Origin of the sequence: Chryseobacterium sp. 2987 (genome assembly GCF_031456375.1) — a bacterium.
GTDB classification, from domain to species: Bacteria; Bacteroidota; Bacteroidia; order Flavobacteriales; family Weeksellaceae; genus Chryseobacterium; species Chryseobacterium vaccae.
In genome coordinates this window covers 633,180-649,636 of the sequence record NZ_JAVDUN010000002.1, presented here as the reverse complement: position 1 = coordinate 649,636, position 16,457 = coordinate 633,180, and the positions used below count along the sequence as shown (strand labels likewise).

Here is a 16,457-nt window from a genome sequence, read left to right as displayed (position 1 = left end):
AAAACATAAGTAAATGTTTTTTTATTAAAAAATAATATTTGTCTGAAAATGTTTAAAAAATTCATAATTTATGAGAGAAAAAATGTATATGAATTTAAAATTAATTTTCGGAATAGGATTTACTATTGCCTCATTGTATTTAAATGCACAAGAAGGTCCAAAAAATACGGGCAGTAAGGGATCAAAAGTCAATAAAAAGTACCTTAAACACATTCAGAACATTACCAGTACCTATCAAAAAAATGTTCAGTTTGCTAAGGAACATAATCAAAAACCACCAGATGAATATTATTTACAGGATTTTATTGCCACGATGGACCCTGAAACTGGAACGGTGCACAATAAAAATTATGTGGAGCTGGAAAAAAAGGTTGAAGACGGTAAATTCCGGCCTGATAAAAGCTTAAAAATATTCAATGGTTCCACCGATGGCCAGGCTAGCAAGAATATTACCAATCTTTGGGTAGAAAGAGGCCCTTATGATACGGGAGGAAGAGTAAGAGGCATTATGTTTGACCCGAACGATCCTACCGGCAAAAAGGTATGGGCAGGAGGTGTTTCAGGAGGATTATGGTTTAACAATGACATTACTAATCCCAATTCTGAATGGACTCTTGTGGACGCATTCTGGTCCAATACCACTGTATCATGTATTACTTCGGATCCTAATAATCCCCAGATTTTTTATGTGGGAACCGGGGAAGTGGAAACCGGAGATTTCAGCGGTATGGGGATCTGGAAAACTACCAACGGAGGTTCTACATGGCAGCAAGTATTTAATACGGAAAGCGGATATGCATCCAATGGAATAAAAAAAGGAATCTATAACGTCCCTGCCATAAAAGTGGTTAATAATAATGGTGTATCCGAGGTATATGCTGGGGTTGCAGGATCCTATCTTGGAGATGCAGGAACTTTTTCAGGGTTATATGAAGCAGGATTATATAAATCTACTGACGGCACAAACTTTACGCTGGTAAACAGCCTGCTTACTACCGCTACCAGAGGGTATGATATTCAGGATATAGACGTAGGTTCCGACAATTCCATATGGGTATCCACAAGAAGGAGCTTTTTCAGTAATTCTTCCTCTGGTGGAAGAGTTTTTAAATCTACGGATCATGGTGCTACATTCACCAATGTATATAATCTAGGGAATAACAATTCAAGGGTAATGATAGAAGTTTCCAGCACCAATCCTTTAAAAGCTTATGCATTGATGGAGGGGGCTACAAGCTCAGAACCTGTGAGAATTGTAAAGACTACAGACGGAGGAGCCACATGGATCTCTACTAATACAGCCGGGTCAGGAATCACTCTGCCGAACCCGGTAGATACGGGGCAGGCTGATAATGATTTTACAAGAGGTCAGGCATTCTATGATTTGGTCCTTGAAACTGATCCGGCCAATGATGACCATGTATATGTGGGAGGAATAGATTCTTACAAAAGTACAGATGGTGGTGCAACATGGACACAGTACACTAAATGGTCAAATAATAATGCACTTGGCAGTACCAACATTTCCCTGGTACATGCAGACCAGCATGCCTTGGTATTTAACCCCGTTAATCCCAACCAGTTTGTCATGGGTAACGACGGAGGTATTTTCTTTGCTACAGATAAAACTAATCTTGCTAATACAACAGCTGTAGGAGTAAGAAATAAGCGGTTTAATGTGACTCAGTTTTATCATGGTACCTTAAATCCTGCTGCGACATCTGCAAATGAAGAAATGATTCTGGGTGCCCAGGATAATGGTACAAAAAAGCTTTCAGGAGCTGCTTTAGCCAATAATTTCTATACCAGTTCAGAAGTATATGGCGGAGATGGTGCTTACACAGCTTTTGATGACCAGAACAGTTACCTTATTGCATCTTACGTTAATAACTACCATATTATTTTTAATGCACAGGGAGGATATTATCTTCTGGCTGCAGCCCAAAGAGATGGAGGGCTATTTATCAATCCTCTTGCTGTAGACAGAAATCTTGACATTGCCTACACCAATGCCAATGCATCCAATGCCACTTCTATTGTATTAAACAGAATAAGCGGACTGGCCAGTACCCCATTAAGTATGGTAAGAGCCCAGATTACCGTTGCCACAGTAGCAGCAGGTGAATTTGTAACAGATATTTTTGTTTCTCCTTACACCACCGCTAGCACTACACTTTTCATTGGTTTGTCTTCAGGGAAATTATTTAAGGTTACCAATGCCAATGCTACTCAAGCTACGACTACAATCAATTATAATTTCGGAGGCTATATTTCTGACATCAAACTTGGTGCTTCTGAAAATGAAATCATGGTTACTGTTTCCAATTTCAACAAAACAAGCGTATTTTACAGTACAGACGGTGGAACCACATGGGTTTCTAAAGAAGGGAATCTTCCTGATATTCCTGTAAAAGCTATTTTCATGAATCCTCATGACAATAACGAAGTTATTCTTGGTACCTATTATGGAGTATGGGGAACATCTAACTTTCAGGAAGCTTCACCTACATGGGCGCTATACTCTGACGGTTTAGGTAAATTTAAAGTTAATCACTTTGATTACCGTCCTTCTGATAAAACCATTCTGGCTGTAACTTACGGAAGAGGAGCTTTTACTAACAAGGTTACCAACCCGATTTTATCTACAGGCAACATCCAGAATACCCTTCTTAAAAATCAGGTATATCCGAACCCTACAAGAGGTCCTATGCACATAAAGTTTGAAAATGGAAAGGCTTCAGATATTGAAATTTATGATGCATCCGGCAGACTGGTATTAACAAAAAAGAATGTAAAGTCTGACGAGGAATTTAATATTGAAAGTCTGGGTAAGGGCGATTATGTATTGAAGGCTATGCAAAATGGAGCTATCATTCATACTTCTGTAATCGTAAGAAAGTAAGAAATAAAACTTAAAGATAAAAACAACAAAGTGATCTCTATTTACTTTGTTGTTTTTAATGCTTAAAATTGATGAAAAAAAACTACATTATTGTATTATTCCTAGGGATAACGGGATTTGCAAATGCACAGGAACATGATAAAAATATTGGAGAAATAGAAATTCACGCCAGAGCAAAAGTTAACAAAGAACGGGAGGAATTTAAAAAGCATTCTCAATCTACAGAAATCATCTCCGAATATGAAATTAACCGTAATAATCCTTCATTCATAGAGCAGAGTCTCAATACCATGGCAGGGGTACAGGTTGAAAAAAGAACGCAGTTGGGAGGACAGAGAATTATACTGAGAGGCTACGGAAACGATCAGAAATTCAACAACTGGGGTATCAAAATATATTTGAACAATATGCCTCTTACCGGCGCAGACGGTGTTACTGTTTTAGATGATGTCAATTTTGGCTTAGTCAACCATATAGATGTAATAAAAGGTCCTGCTGCAACGCTATATGGTGGCGGTTCAGGAGGTGCTGTCAGATTCTACATTAAACCTGAAACCGCAAAAGGCAATTCTGTTTCTGAACAGTTTAACACAGGGTCCTTTGGTCTGTTTCAAAGCTCTACATCCGCTACAAGTGTTGGCGAAAATTACTCTTTAACAGCTAATTTCAGCCATATAGGAAGTGATGGTTACCGTCCCCACGGAAAAAGCATTAAGAATTTTTACAATATTAATGGAGAATTTAAGCTGAATCAGAATCAAACGGTTACTCTATTGGCTTCTCACGGGAATTCACTAGAGCAGGTATCAGGGCAGATTTCCTATGATGATTACTATAGAGGGATTGACAATGGCAATTTTGCCTACATCAGAAGGGGGGCAAAAACCAAGTTCGTCACTTCCAGAGTAGGAATTGGTCATATTTGGAAGATTAATGAATTTTTGAGTAACAATACCACTCTTTTTTATTCGGGAACAACGGGAGACAGGATCGCTGCAGGAGCCTTTGAAACATCTTCTGGATCCAACTACGGCCTCAGATCAGTATTTGTATTGAACAAAGACTGGAGGTATTTCAGGAGCCAGACTGAATTAGGAGTTGAAATACAGCAGTCAAATTCTACCATATCCAATTACCGATTCAAAAGCGTAAATAGTACAGAACCACCCATTTTAAGGCCATTATATGAGGGTTCCTATTTCAACAATATCAACAACCAATCCAATTATTTCATCGTTGAAAAACTGACATACAAGCCCTGGGATCTAATGTTTCTCGCCGGTGTCAGCTTCAATCAGATCAGTTTCAATAGGAAAGATTTATTGGCCTTACCTGGTTTGTTTATAATAAAAGGTACGGACCTTTATAACAAAGACCTATCTTTTGACAAGAGGTTTAAGATGGTGGCAACTCCTCATTTTGCATTGCAGAAAATCTGGGAAAACCAGATCTTTAACTTCAGCTACAGTGAAGGGTATAATGCACCTACTTCTGCTACTTCTTTTACAACCGGTCTTAATACAACCAACGATAATCTTCGTGCAGAAAAAGCTAAAATGTGGGACTTTAGTATTCAGGGATTAATCAGGAATACCTCTATAGATTATCAGTTATCGGTGTTCAACATTCATATTAAAGATAAGCTGACCCAATTGAGAGGAACCATAAACAACGCAGAAAGAACCCCGTATTCTTATTGGGCAAACACGGGAGATCAAAAGAATAAAGGGTTGGAAATGAGTGTCGGTTATTCCTATAAACCTGAGAATTATTTTATTTCAAAAATTCAACCTTTTGCAAGTTATACATATAATGATTTTAAATACTCCAGATTCAGCACTTATCTGAAAGAGCATGGCTCTCCAGCAGCTGTGAACGTCTATGACAATAAAAATGTAGTCGGTGTACCTAAGACAAAATTAACTTTAGGACTGGATTTTGACTTCAGAATGGGTTTATACTGGCAGAATACCTATAGTTTTATGGGAAGTGTTTACACAGATTTTGCCAATTCAAATAAGGTGAAAAGTTTTGGACTGTTAAACTCTAAAATTGGCTATAAGCATACTTTCAATAAATTTGATGTAGATGTATTTGTAATAGGTAATAATCTAACCAGCCAAGTTAATTATACTTTTCTATTTTACGGAAACAGTATTAATGATACAGATATGGATAACCAATATAATAATTCTGCTGTTTATACTGATGTCAATCCAGGTCCCAGTAAAGCTTACTTCTTTACAGGATTTAATGTGAAGTACAATTTTTAAAAAGTATTTTCATCAATATAATAACATACAGAATTTCCCTCTGTGGTCATAACTTATATTTTAATAATGGGTAAAAGTGCTTTCATGAAGATAATTAATTTATGGCATGAAAGCATATCTCTAAACTACCTGTATGCAACACCTTTTGCCAGGGGTTTGAACCTGTAAATATAAAACGGAGCTTTTGCCAGATTTTTATTGTTGTTAAAAACTGCTCCCAAATGAACCTGCGCTGCAGATACGTACATATAGCCATCTACATGGTTATAGCTTACGCCATCGGGCCAAAGCAGGTTGGCATCTGAAAAAATATGATGAATACTTCTGTCCTTTGCGAGCACTACGGCTACACTGTTGGTTTCCATCGCTGTAAGGTAGAGATTTCCTTCGGTATCTATGCTTAAACCTCCATTATTGGGCTTGTCTGAGTAAGTTTCTATTCTTTTGTCCAATACGGTTGCCGATAGCGTTTCATCCAGCAAATCAAGCAATCGGACACGATAAATTTTTCTTCCGTTTAAAGGAGCGTAATAAAGCCATTCAAAATTTTTATCTGCTGTAATTCCGTCGCAGCCGACCAGTAAATTTTTGCCGTTTATAGCTAAAGGCTTTCCATCTGTAACAGTGGGCACATTTTCGGGCAAAGTGGTACGATGGCCTTCTAATAACCTTCGTGTCTTTCCGGTTCGCATATCTACAACTATCAAAGCGGCAGTACTACCGTCCCCGCCATTGCCTATGCCTTCGTCTGCAATTACAAAAATATGATTTTTGGTATCCACCACCATGTCATTAGGCTGAGAGGTAGGAACCACCGAAGTGACAGGCAGGTAATAAATTCTTTCCAACTTATCGGTAACAGTATTCCAGCCTACAATTTTTGGGGTAACGGGATTGCGCTGCCCCATATCGAGCATCCATACAATGCCATTTGCATCGTTTCTGATGCCTAAGACGTTACTCAAATAATGATCGTCGGTTTCGCGTGGTGTATTCCATTCTTTATTTGGAAAAGGTAAGGCTGATTGGGTTTTGGCGTCATACTTCACCACCCGGAAAGCGGGATTAAAAAAAGGATGATGGCTGTATACCAACTGCCCTTGGTGGGTAAATGCAATATTGCCTACTGCCTGTTCCACAGTTGCAAAGATTTCAGGCCTTATTTTTTGGGCATAACTATTTAGGTTCAGAAAAATAAATAAGAAGAAAAAGGGATGTTTCATAGAGCGACTATATTGAGTGAATAATGTTTTCTAACGGCAAACGTGATTTTATTGTTATAAAACTAAATATAGTAAACTAACTTTGCAATAACGGTCAAAAAAGATAGTACCAGATGTATTTTAAAAACCCGTTCAAATTTGAAAGGGAGAGGTAATGGAAAAGGAGTAAAAGTTTAAGGATTATTCTCAAAAGCTAGTCGTCTTCAGTTAGTACATCTTAATTTTATACTAAGCAGTGACAAATTTCTTAGATTTAACTTCCTTATCTCAGCGTGATTAAGCAATAAAAATTACACGAAAGGGTAATTGACAGACCAATATTTGTTATCTATTTTTGAATTGAATCTATGCACTTCCTGTTTTATATATTCGTTGAACTGAAGTACTTTGATTTCTCTGTTTTTCTATAATAACAATACTCTATTCCATTAACATTTAAAATTAAAAAATATGGCATCATTACTAAGACCAGTTCTCGGCTTCTCAAATGATATTGGCGGATTATTAGGCAATGACAATGATAATTTCGGAGCAATAGGCAATCTATTGAATATCCAGATGGATATGCTGGAAAATATGTCTTCAAAATTAGATAAGATTAAAGAATCCTTAGACCTGATTATTGAGAATCAGGAAGCAATAGAAAAAAAGCTTAATGCAACCCCTTCAAAAACAGTTTTAGAGCTTTATCAAAAAGATATTGAAGGGCTTTTTATTCTTCTCAAGGAAAAAGTGTCCGCATATATTGTGGAAAATGAAAGCGGAACGATTACCGCTGAAAGAATCAGTCTGATTTTTGATGAGATTTTAAGGGAATTACAGCTTGCCAGAGCGAAAGTTATGGGGAGTGGATATATTAACATTCCATTGGTGGCAACCTGTCTCCACTTTGAGGTTTTACTTATGGTGTTTGCGAATCAGCCTAAATCTTATATACGGGTTGTGCTTAATTCTTACAAAAACTGGTTTGAGAAAGTATCGAATAAAAAGGGAGAGCTCTACGTTTCATATGACCAGGCAAAAGGAAATGCTTTATTAATTAAGAGCGTAATCTATAATCTGTATACTTACAATAAAACTAAATTTTCAGAATCAAGAAAACATACGATTTCTGTTTATGGAAGTCAATTAGGAAAGAAAGGAGCAGCAGAGGGTGAATTATTTGATATAGAAATTACCTCCGTTTTTTATGATATGTGTTTTAAAAAGTTTAAATACAAAATAGGAAATAGCTGGAACGATGAAGAAATGAAAATGATAATTGGATTGATTGATCGTCAATTGATTGAAAGAGATGAGGTTTACCCTGAACTTGAAGTAGATTATTCCAGCATTACAGAAATACCCGTTTATACATTTAATAAAGAAGTGACTAAAAATGGAACGGTTGCACCTACACAGATAAGTTTAGATTTTTTCATTAATGAAAGTTGGGAAGAATTAATGAATACGCCCGATAAAGATAAGATTACAGACGCAGAAAATAAACCCAGATTATTTGAAAATGCCAAGACAGAAATCGATAAATTGAATTCAAATGGTGAGCTTCTGCTTATGTATGCTGCTTTTGTAAAATCAGCATATGATTCCTTAAATGCTATTGAAAAAATTTCCGAAAACCTGGACACTTTTGATGATACAAAAGCGATTTCATTTTTTACAGAATATGATACGATACAGGAATTAAATAACAATCGGATAGAGATCTGGCAGGCATTCATCAATGAGAAAATTGAAAAAATGGCCGACGACGAAAAAAAGAAAAAGCTTTTGGAAATAAATACCCGAATGCAGCAACTTAAAAATTCGGAAAAGGATATTATTGCGGCCTACGATAAAGCGCAAAAAGAGTTTGAAGATAATCTCTCGAAAGACCTCTGGGATGAAATAGCAAAGATTCTCGAGCCTATTGGCAAAGAGATAGAAAAAGGAATTCAGAATGTGGGTAAGGAAGCTGAAATTTTTGGGCAAAACCTGGGGAAGAATCTTGAAAAAGGAATTCAGGATATTGGAAAACAATTAGAAAGGGACGCACAAAACCTTGGTGAAGGGATTAGTGCATCGGTAACTTTTGTAGAAGATCAGGTTAAAGCCTACGGAAAAATGCTTTCTAATGCAGGAAAGAGATTATTAGAGGGTAAAATAGTTGATGCTGTTTGGCATTCTTATACGGACATGCTCAAATATTCAGATGAAAACTTTGCGAAAGCGGTTCAGAATTCTTCACTTCTCAATTCAATTGCATCCTCTGTTTGCACAATATATGGGGGACCGGCAGGTGCAGCGGCTTATGCTGCATGGTATACCTATAAGCTTACGAAGGATTTATCATTGGCCTTGAAAACGGGGCTTATTGCGGGATTAACTTCTTACTACACAAAAGAAATAAATGGCACAGAAGGGCTGGCAGTACCCAAAGATGAGGTGTTAAAAAAAGCTTTGGCAACCTCTGCTATTGGAGCCATTGCCATTGGAGCCAGTGGCGGTGATGAAAAGGCTATTTTGGAAGGCTTTTTAAAAGGTGCAGCGTTATCAATTGCCAGTAACAAGTATAAAGAGCTAACCTTAGAGGAAATTGAAGGGAGAGCTCCTACTGAAGGTCCTGTTTTGAAATTGGGCCGTATTGATGATAAATATTTGATTATGAGGAATAACGAAGGGAATAGTCTGTTTACAACGGTTTTCGATGAAAACTCTGGTGAGTATTTAGTAATTCCGAATGCTAAGTTAGAATTGTTAACCTTAAGAGAATTAGGAAGAAATGTTTCAATTGTTGGTGTTGGTTCAGTATCAGATGCCGGTTTACAGCTTTTTTCAAAATACGAAACCGGAGTGTTAATGCAGGGACTGGCTAAATTGCCTTATATGAATGATATGGCGTTGTTTCATGATCAATGGTGTGATACTCTTGGAAATCTAAACGATTTTGAAACCATGATAACTATTTTGCCTGCAACTATTTTAACTGTTGGTGGCTCTCCAACACCTCTTCTGACACAAATTCAAGAACTGGCTATTCAAAATAAGGAAAAAATAGAAAACCCTTAAAGGGATGTATGTAGAAATATTAACTAATCAAACTTAAAATATGAAACCAATAACCATCATCTTAGCTTTCCTTTGCTTATCGATTAAGAGCTTTGGACAGATTAATTCAGAGAAATTATTTAAATCCTTCAGACAAGGTGAGAGAAGTAACTGTGCATCAATTGCATTGATAAAAGCGTCTTTAGAAGTTTATGGGATGAACAATTTATTTATGGTCAACAGCAATGAAAATGATACCATTAAGGTAATTTTAAAGGATAACTCACGAGTGAAATTAGCTCTCAACGAATTAGCATTGGCCGAGACGTCCGCAGGATTTATAATGATTGAAGATAATCAGGACAGCAGAGAAATTCTTAAATATGCTGTATTAACTTATGCTATTATGGCAAAGCATAAACAGGACATAGAAAAAAAATATTCAACCTATCAGGGAGCTCTTGATGACTTAGAATATGGAGCTTTTGCAGGTGATGTTTATAAATATTTAGGATTTGAGAAGGGAAAACAGGTTATACGGCATAAGAGGTTTACAGCAGGTAAACTTTGTGGACTGATAGCGTGGTCCCCTGCCCATGCAGTATATGCGTGCGGAGGATATATGGATTATCATGGAACCAAGAAGCCATTGTGGGCCAAATATTCAGGTCGAATACAAATTGTTAAATAGATTATCCTTTCAGCATTGGTTATTGTAAGAATTATAATTATCCAATATGATCGTTTTCTGCAAAGTTGTATGTATCTTCTGCCATTAAAAAACAGAATATGAAAAGAAGCATTAAGCTCATTCTGATCCCAATACTTGCATACCTCATATATTCTTTTGTGATGTATCATTTTGAAAAGATCATGCATTTTTTCAATCCCTATACTCACTTTCCTTTGCTGTCATATTTTTTAGTGTATATAATGGCTGTTGTACCGCTGATGATCTCTCTTTATATGATTTCGGAGAAGAATATGATCAATACACTTGGATTGAATATAAACGGCTTAAAAAAAGGAATCCTGCTATCCTTTCTCTTTATCCTTCCGATGGTATTGTATGCACTGTTTTTTAGCAGGATAAATACCAATACAGATCCGGCGAATCTTTTTGCTAAAAGTGCCTTTGCAGGTCTGTTTGAAGAGGTCATTTACAGGGGCTTCATTTTTGGAATATTATTCAGGTACCTGAAAATGGGATTTATACCCGCTGTAGTTATTGCTTCAGTTATCTTTGCATCAGGGCATCTGTATCAGGGAACATTGCTGATTGATTTATTTCAGATCTTTATTCTTACCTTTTTGGGTTCCGTTTTATATGCCTGGCTTTACACAGAGTGGAATTTTAATCTGTGGATTCCCGTTGTGCTTCATTCTTTGATGAATTTAGTCTGGATGCTTTTTGATCTTGATCACACGGTGATTGGTTCTTCAGGTGCAAATATTTGCAGGTTCCTTACCGTTGCGCTGGCCATTATCTATACCGTCCGGTTTAAAAGAAAGAACAATATTCCTTTATCAGTTCATAAACAAAGCCTTTGGACGTTTAAAGCTATCCTTTAGTTTAACAAAGTTCATTATAGCAAGAGACGTTACGGTTTTGCATATCCCGCACTTTATTACTATTTTAGTCATAACCATATCAAAACTCAATGCCGAAAAGAAAATTCATTTTACTGTCAATGCTTAAGACCTGGCTTTTGGCTACAGTCATTTCAGAAATTTCATTGATGATCTTCATGGATGCTACAAAACGTCCTGAGGATTACCGGAGAATGTGTGATATGAGCGGTTTAGGTTATGTTCTTCTTGTCTTTTGGACATTGGTTTTGAGTACTTTTTCTTTCAGCAGCCTTCTATCGCTTTTAAAACCGTTTCAGGGGAAAATCAAAACAGCTCTGTGCTGGTTTCTGCTGCCTTCCGTTCCATTGATATATTCCTTGTTTTTAACGGAAAGTGAAGGATTTGATACACAAGGGACTTTTCTTTTACTGATTTTTGACCTGCCTTGGCTCATCTTGTGGGTGTTTTTTTATATCAGGTTTAATTCCTTGTTTAAATAAGGTTATATAACAACTGTATCTTATGAAAAAGCTTTTATTTTTATATAGCATCTTATTTTCTATTGTAGTTCATGCGCAGCCTTTTACTTTTAAATCGGTTGGTGAGGCTAAAGAATTCAGAGTAACATTTTATTATGGAACAAAAGGTAAAGGAGCCTTTGTGCAGTATGACGGGCAGAAAGGCAGGATTCCCTTACAAATTAAAAAGTACACCTTAGATACAAGCGGAAGAGACGATGGGCAGCCGGATACGCACCATTATGTCTGGGATGAAATGGTTGATGGGAAAGTAAACGGAACCTACAGGCTTTCTCTTATGAAACATACTTTTTTTGATGTAAGCTATATCCGGAAAAAAGACGGCAGAAATTTTAAGCTGGAACCTGTAGATGAAAAAACAGAAAAATATGACGGCGGCAATCAGTATTTGATGCATGGCGTATTGATTTCTTTCAACCACTTTTACAATGACCGCCTTACTTTTGATTATGGTAACGGTAAAAAAGAAAGTATAGAACTTTTATCTATAGAAAACCCGGATGCTGCCAGGCAGAGTATCATAGAAGACTATAATTTTGACGGATATGATGATGTCGCATTCTCTGTACCGGATGCCGGAATGGGCGTTTACAGAATGTTTACCATTTATCTGTATCAACCTGCGACAAAACGTTTTGTAGAACTTAAAGAACCAGATTATTCACGGTCACGATGCTCTTGTTTATGCGATGTAAGGGTGAATAAAACAAAGAAACTATTAGAAACCGGATGCAGGGGAGGAGCCTCATGGCATAAAGATACCTATAGGTTTGATAAAAACGGAATCCTGAAATGGAATTCTTCCAAAGAAGATAATGAATAAAACAGATAAGGGAAAAATAGTAACAGTATGTTTTTAAGATAAGCAAGGCAGCCGCTTTGCTTATCAAGTTTTATTTAAGGTATATCTTTAAAACTATAATAGAAGAAAATAATAGGTTAATACCTAAAAAACGTATTTTTATTGAGTATAACCCATCACCACTCAATATTAATGTTCAGAAAAATATTTGTAATTCTTATAAGTTGTATTTTTTCTATTCACATTTCCCAAATACCCGGATTGCGGAACTATAATGAAAATGACGGATTGAATAGTTCATACACCTATCGTTTAAAACAAGATAACAATGGTTTTATATGGATAGGTAGTGATAACGGACTCTTTAGATTTGATGGGAAGGAATTTAAGCAATATGGGAAAGAAGAGGGACTGATGAATATAGAAGTAATAGACTGTGAGCCTTTACCTAACGGAGAGGTTTTTTTGATCCCATATCTGAATGATTTTGCTTATTTAAAGAATGAAAAAATTATTAATTTAAGCTTCAGCAGATCTCTCAAAAACCAGTTTGCAAATTCTTTAGCCAGAACTGATAGAAATGGGAATAAGTTGTATTTATATAGTACAAATAATCCTAAAAGTATTCTTACGTATGAGAATGGTGCTTTTAAAACTCAAACCGTTACATTAAATTATGGTCAAAAAAATGTAAATGCCTTTAAATATGATTTTCACAGGAATATTTTATATATGAGGATAATATTGAAGATCATGTCTTAGCCTATAATATGAATGATAATAAGATAAAAATTATTCAGGCTGAAGGAGAGTTTGTCTGTCAAAAAGATAATCTTTTTGTGTTCAATCATAAAGGAACAATTAATGTATACAAAAAGCAGGGGCTTTTTAAATTTCTGAAAATAAATTCCTACCAATTAAAACAAAATATCATATATGGTTCTATAGATAAGAACAATAAGTTATGGCTGAATTTAGAAGCTGGCGGAGCCTTATATTTTAACCAGTCATTACTGGACGAAAAGAAACTATTAGAGCCTGTAAAACTTTTACAGAATTATACTATTCATAATGTTCTCGTAGATAAAGATGATAATGTGTGGTTTAATTCAAAAAATAACGGTATTTTTTTTATTACTAAGGTTTTCTTTGATAACTATATTAATCTCTCATTAAAAAACAATTCAGGATATATAAAAGCTATTGCTACCGATGGAAAGAATATTTTTTTAGGTTATAATAATTCATCCAGTGCCATTTACAGGAATGGTAAATTAAAGAATATAGTATTTGATGAATACTATAAACATGATAGTAAAGGTATATATGCTCACGGAAATATATTAGTTTTCGCATTTTCTAACAGGATTTTTGTTTATGATACTAAACAAAATAAAAAGAGAATATTGAATTACAATGCTAAAAATATAGCTCCTTACAGCAAAAATTCTATATTACTTTGTACAGCACAGGGCTTATTTGCGTATCATATGCAAAATGAAAAAATTGAAATTTTATCTAATGAAAGAACTTACACTGCGCTGCCTTTTAGTCAGGATAGTATATTGATGGGTAATTTCAATGATTTGTATAAATTGAATATAAAAACCAAAAAAAGAAAAATATTTTTGGAAAGATGCTACCTTAAAGACATTAAAAAATTAAAAGAAAATCTTTATGTCGGTGCTGGTAATACTAATGGAGTCATTCTTTTTAATAACAAAGGTATAGTAAGGAAAATCACAAAAAATGATGGTTTAATAAATAACCAGGTTAAGAAAATTAATATTGAAACGCCTGATGTTTTTTGGGCAAGCACCAATTCCGGAATATCCAGAATTGAAATTAAAGAAAATAATATAAGAATTAATAATTTCACTCAGCTGGATGGGTTGCCTTCTAATTTAACAGCAGGTTGTATTGTAAGAAATGATTCTGTTTTTATTGGGACTTCCGGCGGGCTGGTGATTTTTCCAATCAGGAAATTACTTGCACAGGAGAAATCCATTAATAAAAAAGTAATTATCAATTCCGTAAAAATAGGAAATAAAGAATATTCCAATATCAGCCAAAAGCTGGAAGGAATCACTCCTGATGATGTCATCTTTAATCTCAGCTTTCCAGATTATACTTCACAAGGAAAGATTGCATTTAAATATAAGGTGGAAGGCCTTAATAATACCTGGCAGACAACTAATTCCTCTAAAATTATTCTTAATTCTATACCTCCGGGAAAATATTTGTTAAGAGTTATTGGTTTGGGCTACAATGGAAAACAGTCATATGCTTCTACAAATTTGGCATTTGAAATTAAGCCCCGGTTCTGGCAGACATGGTGGTTTACTTCAGTCCTAACCTTTATTCTTTTAACTGTCGTATATGTGCTGATTAATTTATATTTTCAAAAGCAGCGTAAGAAAAAACTGGAAGCACTGTATTTTGAGAAAAAAATAGCAGACTTAGAATTGCAGGCTATTAAAGCACAAATTAATCCTCACTTTATCTATAATTGTCTTAATTCTATCCAGTATCTGCTTTTCAAAGGTGATTATTCAAAAACTGAAAACTATTTAAATATATTTTCCAAAATGATCAGAAAGACACTTCATTATTCGGAAAAAACCTTTATTACGATTAATGAAGAAGTTGATTATCTCTTTTTATATCTTAATATGGAAAAGCTTCGTCAGGATGATCTTTTCGACTATAGTATCGATATTTCTGAAGAAGTAAATAAAAACTGGGCGATTCCTTCATTATTAATACAGCCTTTTGTAGAGAATGCAATTAAGCACGGTGTTTCCGATCTTGAAAATCAGAAAGGTCTTATCAGCATATCATTTGATTATAAAAATGGGTTTCTTTGTATAATAATTGAAGATAATGGTACAGGAATCAGCGATATAAAAGAATCTACACTTAGTAATTCTTTCGGACTAAAATTATCTCAAAAAAGGATTGAGACCTTCAAGCACCTTTTTGAAACTGATATTACTTTAAAAATCGTTAATCTTTCTGATGAGTCTGAAAAACAGGGCACAGCAGTTAAACTTTATATAACACCAAATGAAAACCAAAACACAAATTTGCATCATTGATGATGAAAAACATGGAAGAGATTATATTACACTCTTGCTAAAAGAAGAATTTCCCGAAATTGAGATCAGTTTTCAGGCTTCAAATATTAAAGATTCATATAAAAATCTTGTAAAAAAAGTTCCCGATATATTGTTTCTTGATATCCAGCTGCGTGACGGGACCATTTTTGATCTGCTGTCAAAATTTAAAGAAATCCCATCACAGATTATATTTATTACTGCTTTTGAAAACTTCGCCATTCAGGCTATAAAAAACGGAGCCACCGATTATCTTTTAAAGCCCGTTCAAAGGCTTGATTTTATTATTGCGGTCAATAAGGCTTTGGAAAATATAAAAAAAAATAAACCTGTTCATCATACCGTTTATGAAAATAAAATTAGCTTGCCCTCACTGCAGGGCTTCAAAATGGTTAATGTTGCAGAAATTATTCGCTGTGAAGCAGACTCAAATTATACCACGTTTTATATGATCAATAATACTAAAATAGTGGTGTCCAGAACTCTTTATGAGTTTGAAGAAATACTTGAAGGATACAATTTTTTTAGGATACATCACAAACACCTTATTAACCTTTCCCATCTTCAGGAATATATAAAAGGAAAAGGAGGACAGGTCATCATGAGTGATAACTCAATACTCAATGTTTCACAACGGAAGAAAAATGATTTCATACAGAAAGTAGAAGATATTGATATAGATTAACCTGAGTTCGTGTTAAGGAGTTTAAATGTAAAAGGTTGGAAGATGGAAGAAGGAGGCTGGAAGTTACTTTTAGTTATACGTATTGAAAGCCACCAGAAAATCAAATTAAATAAAAACAGATCAATATTTGTTTTTAATGACTTTCAAAACTTCCCTCTTCCATCATCCAGCTTCAAACCTGCATCCATCAGATATTCTTATCCCGAACTGAGGTTAGATTAATATTACGTTTATTTTCATCCGGGGAAGCAATATTTATACTTTTACCAATATTGATATTTTTCATGTAGATCAACTTCAGAAATCTTAGTTATCTGA

At 35.1% G+C, this 16,457-nt stretch carries 11 protein-coding genes; 10 read left to right on the top strand and 1 reads right to left on the bottom strand.

From position 1 onward, the window contains the following. The first annotated feature begins 88 nt into the window (after window positions 1–88). Window positions 89–2,902: a T9SS type A sorting domain-containing protein gene (locus tag J2Y40_RS07920; protein WP_309998230.1), complete on the top strand. Its 2,814-nt coding sequence runs from the start codon at window positions 89–91 to the stop codon at window positions 2,900–2,902. Window positions 2,903–2,973: 71 nt separating this feature from the next. Next, the gene (locus J2Y40_RS07915) at window positions 2,974–5,175 is read left to right on the top strand and encodes a TonB-dependent receptor domain-containing protein (protein WP_309998228.1); all 2,202 of its coding nucleotides are present in this window, start codon (window positions 2,974–2,976) and stop codon (window positions 5,173–5,175) included. Window positions 5,176–5,300: 125 nt separating this feature from the next. Here J2Y40_RS07915 and J2Y40_RS07910 read toward each other — a convergent pair whose 3' ends face one another. Next, window positions 5,301–6,398, bottom strand: a complete 1,098-nt coding sequence (locus tag J2Y40_RS07910) for an L-dopachrome tautomerase-related protein (RefSeq protein ID WP_153398897.1) — start codon at window positions 6,396–6,398, stop codon at window positions 5,301–5,303. A gap of 558 nt (window positions 6,399–6,956) precedes the next feature. Between J2Y40_RS07910 and J2Y40_RS07905 the strand changes: the two genes are divergently transcribed. The 8 genes from J2Y40_RS07905 (at window position 6,957) to J2Y40_RS07870 (ending at window position 16,139) form a co-directional block, all read left to right on the top strand. Continuing rightward, the gene (locus J2Y40_RS07905) at window positions 6,957–9,446 is read left to right on the top strand and encodes a hypothetical protein (RefSeq protein WP_309998225.1); all 2,490 of its coding nucleotides are present in this window, start codon (window positions 6,957–6,959) and stop codon (window positions 9,444–9,446) included. Between the two features lie 40 nt (window positions 9,447–9,486). Then, window positions 9,487–10,116 (top strand): hypothetical protein, encoded by a 630-nt coding sequence (locus tag J2Y40_RS07900; protein WP_153398903.1) that lies wholly within the window; start codon window positions 9,487–9,489, stop codon window positions 10,114–10,116. A gap of 98 nt (window positions 10,117–10,214) precedes the next feature. Continuing rightward, a complete protein-coding gene (locus J2Y40_RS07895; RefSeq protein ID WP_309998224.1) occupies window positions 10,215–10,997 on the top strand; it encodes a CPBP family intramembrane glutamic endopeptidase in 783 nt (260 codons plus the stop codon). Window positions 10,998–11,086: 89 nt separating this feature from the next. Continuing rightward, window positions 11,087–11,497 carry a hypothetical protein gene (locus tag J2Y40_RS07890; protein ID WP_153398908.1) on the top strand — a complete coding sequence of 137 codons (411 nt, stop codon included), beginning with the start codon at window positions 11,087–11,089 and terminating at the stop codon, window positions 11,495–11,497. Between the two features lie 22 nt (window positions 11,498–11,519). Then, complete coding sequence (locus tag J2Y40_RS07885) at window positions 11,520–12,359, top strand: XAC2610-related protein (RefSeq protein WP_153398911.1); 840 nt, start codon at window positions 11,520–11,522, stop codon at window positions 12,357–12,359. Between the two features lie 267 nt (window positions 12,360–12,626). Beyond that, a complete protein-coding gene (locus tag J2Y40_RS07880; protein ID WP_309998223.1) occupies window positions 12,627–13,100 on the top strand; it encodes a two-component regulator propeller domain-containing protein in 474 nt (157 codons plus the stop codon). An 8-nt stretch (window positions 13,101–13,108) separates the two neighbouring features. Beyond that, entirely contained in the window at window positions 13,109–15,436 is a 2,328-nt protein-coding gene (locus J2Y40_RS07875) for a histidine kinase (protein WP_309998222.1), read from the top strand. Further along, window positions 15,405–16,139 carry a LytTR family DNA-binding domain-containing protein gene (locus J2Y40_RS07870; protein ID WP_153398917.1) on the top strand — a complete coding sequence of 245 codons (735 nt, stop codon included), beginning with the start codon at window positions 15,405–15,407 and terminating at the stop codon, window positions 16,137–16,139. The genes J2Y40_RS07875 and J2Y40_RS07870 overlap by 32 nt, the downstream gene beginning before the upstream one ends. Window positions 16,140–16,457 lie beyond the last annotated feature (318 nt).

What these genes read in the sequence shown, in the direction of transcription:
- J2Y40_RS07885 (WP_153398911.1), top strand. Translation starts at nt 11,520, where the DNA reads ATGAAAAAGCTTTTATTTTTATATAGCATCTTATTTTCTATTGTAGTT.
- J2Y40_RS07915 (WP_309998228.1), top strand. Translation starts at nt 2,974, where the DNA reads ATGAAAAAAAACTACATTATTGTATTATTCCTAGGGATAACGGGATTT.
- J2Y40_RS07890 (WP_153398908.1), top strand. Translation starts at nt 11,087, where the DNA reads ATGCCGAAAAGAAAATTCATTTTACTGTCAATGCTTAAGACCTGGCTT.
- J2Y40_RS07875 (WP_309998222.1), top strand. Translation starts at nt 13,109, where the DNA reads ATGAATGATAATAAGATAAAAATTATTCAGGCTGAAGGAGAGTTTGTC.
- J2Y40_RS07870 (WP_153398917.1), top strand. Translation starts at nt 15,405, where the DNA reads ATGAAAACCAAAACACAAATTTGCATCATTGATGATGAAAAACATGGA.
- J2Y40_RS07895 (WP_309998224.1), top strand. Translation starts at nt 10,215, where the DNA reads ATGAAAAGAAGCATTAAGCTCATTCTGATCCCAATACTTGCATACCTC.
- J2Y40_RS07900 (WP_153398903.1), top strand. Translation starts at nt 9,487, where the DNA reads ATGAAACCAATAACCATCATCTTAGCTTTCCTTTGCTTATCGATTAAG.
- J2Y40_RS07910 (WP_153398897.1), bottom strand. Translation starts at nt 6,398, where the DNA reads ATGAAACATCCCTTTTTCTTCTTATTTATTTTTCTGAACCTAAATAGT.
- J2Y40_RS07920 (WP_309998230.1), top strand. Translation starts at nt 89, where the DNA reads ATGAATTTAAAATTAATTTTCGGAATAGGATTTACTATTGCCTCATTG.
- J2Y40_RS07905 (WP_309998225.1), top strand. Translation starts at nt 6,957, where the DNA reads ATGGATATGCTGGAAAATATGTCTTCAAAATTAGATAAGATTAAAGAA.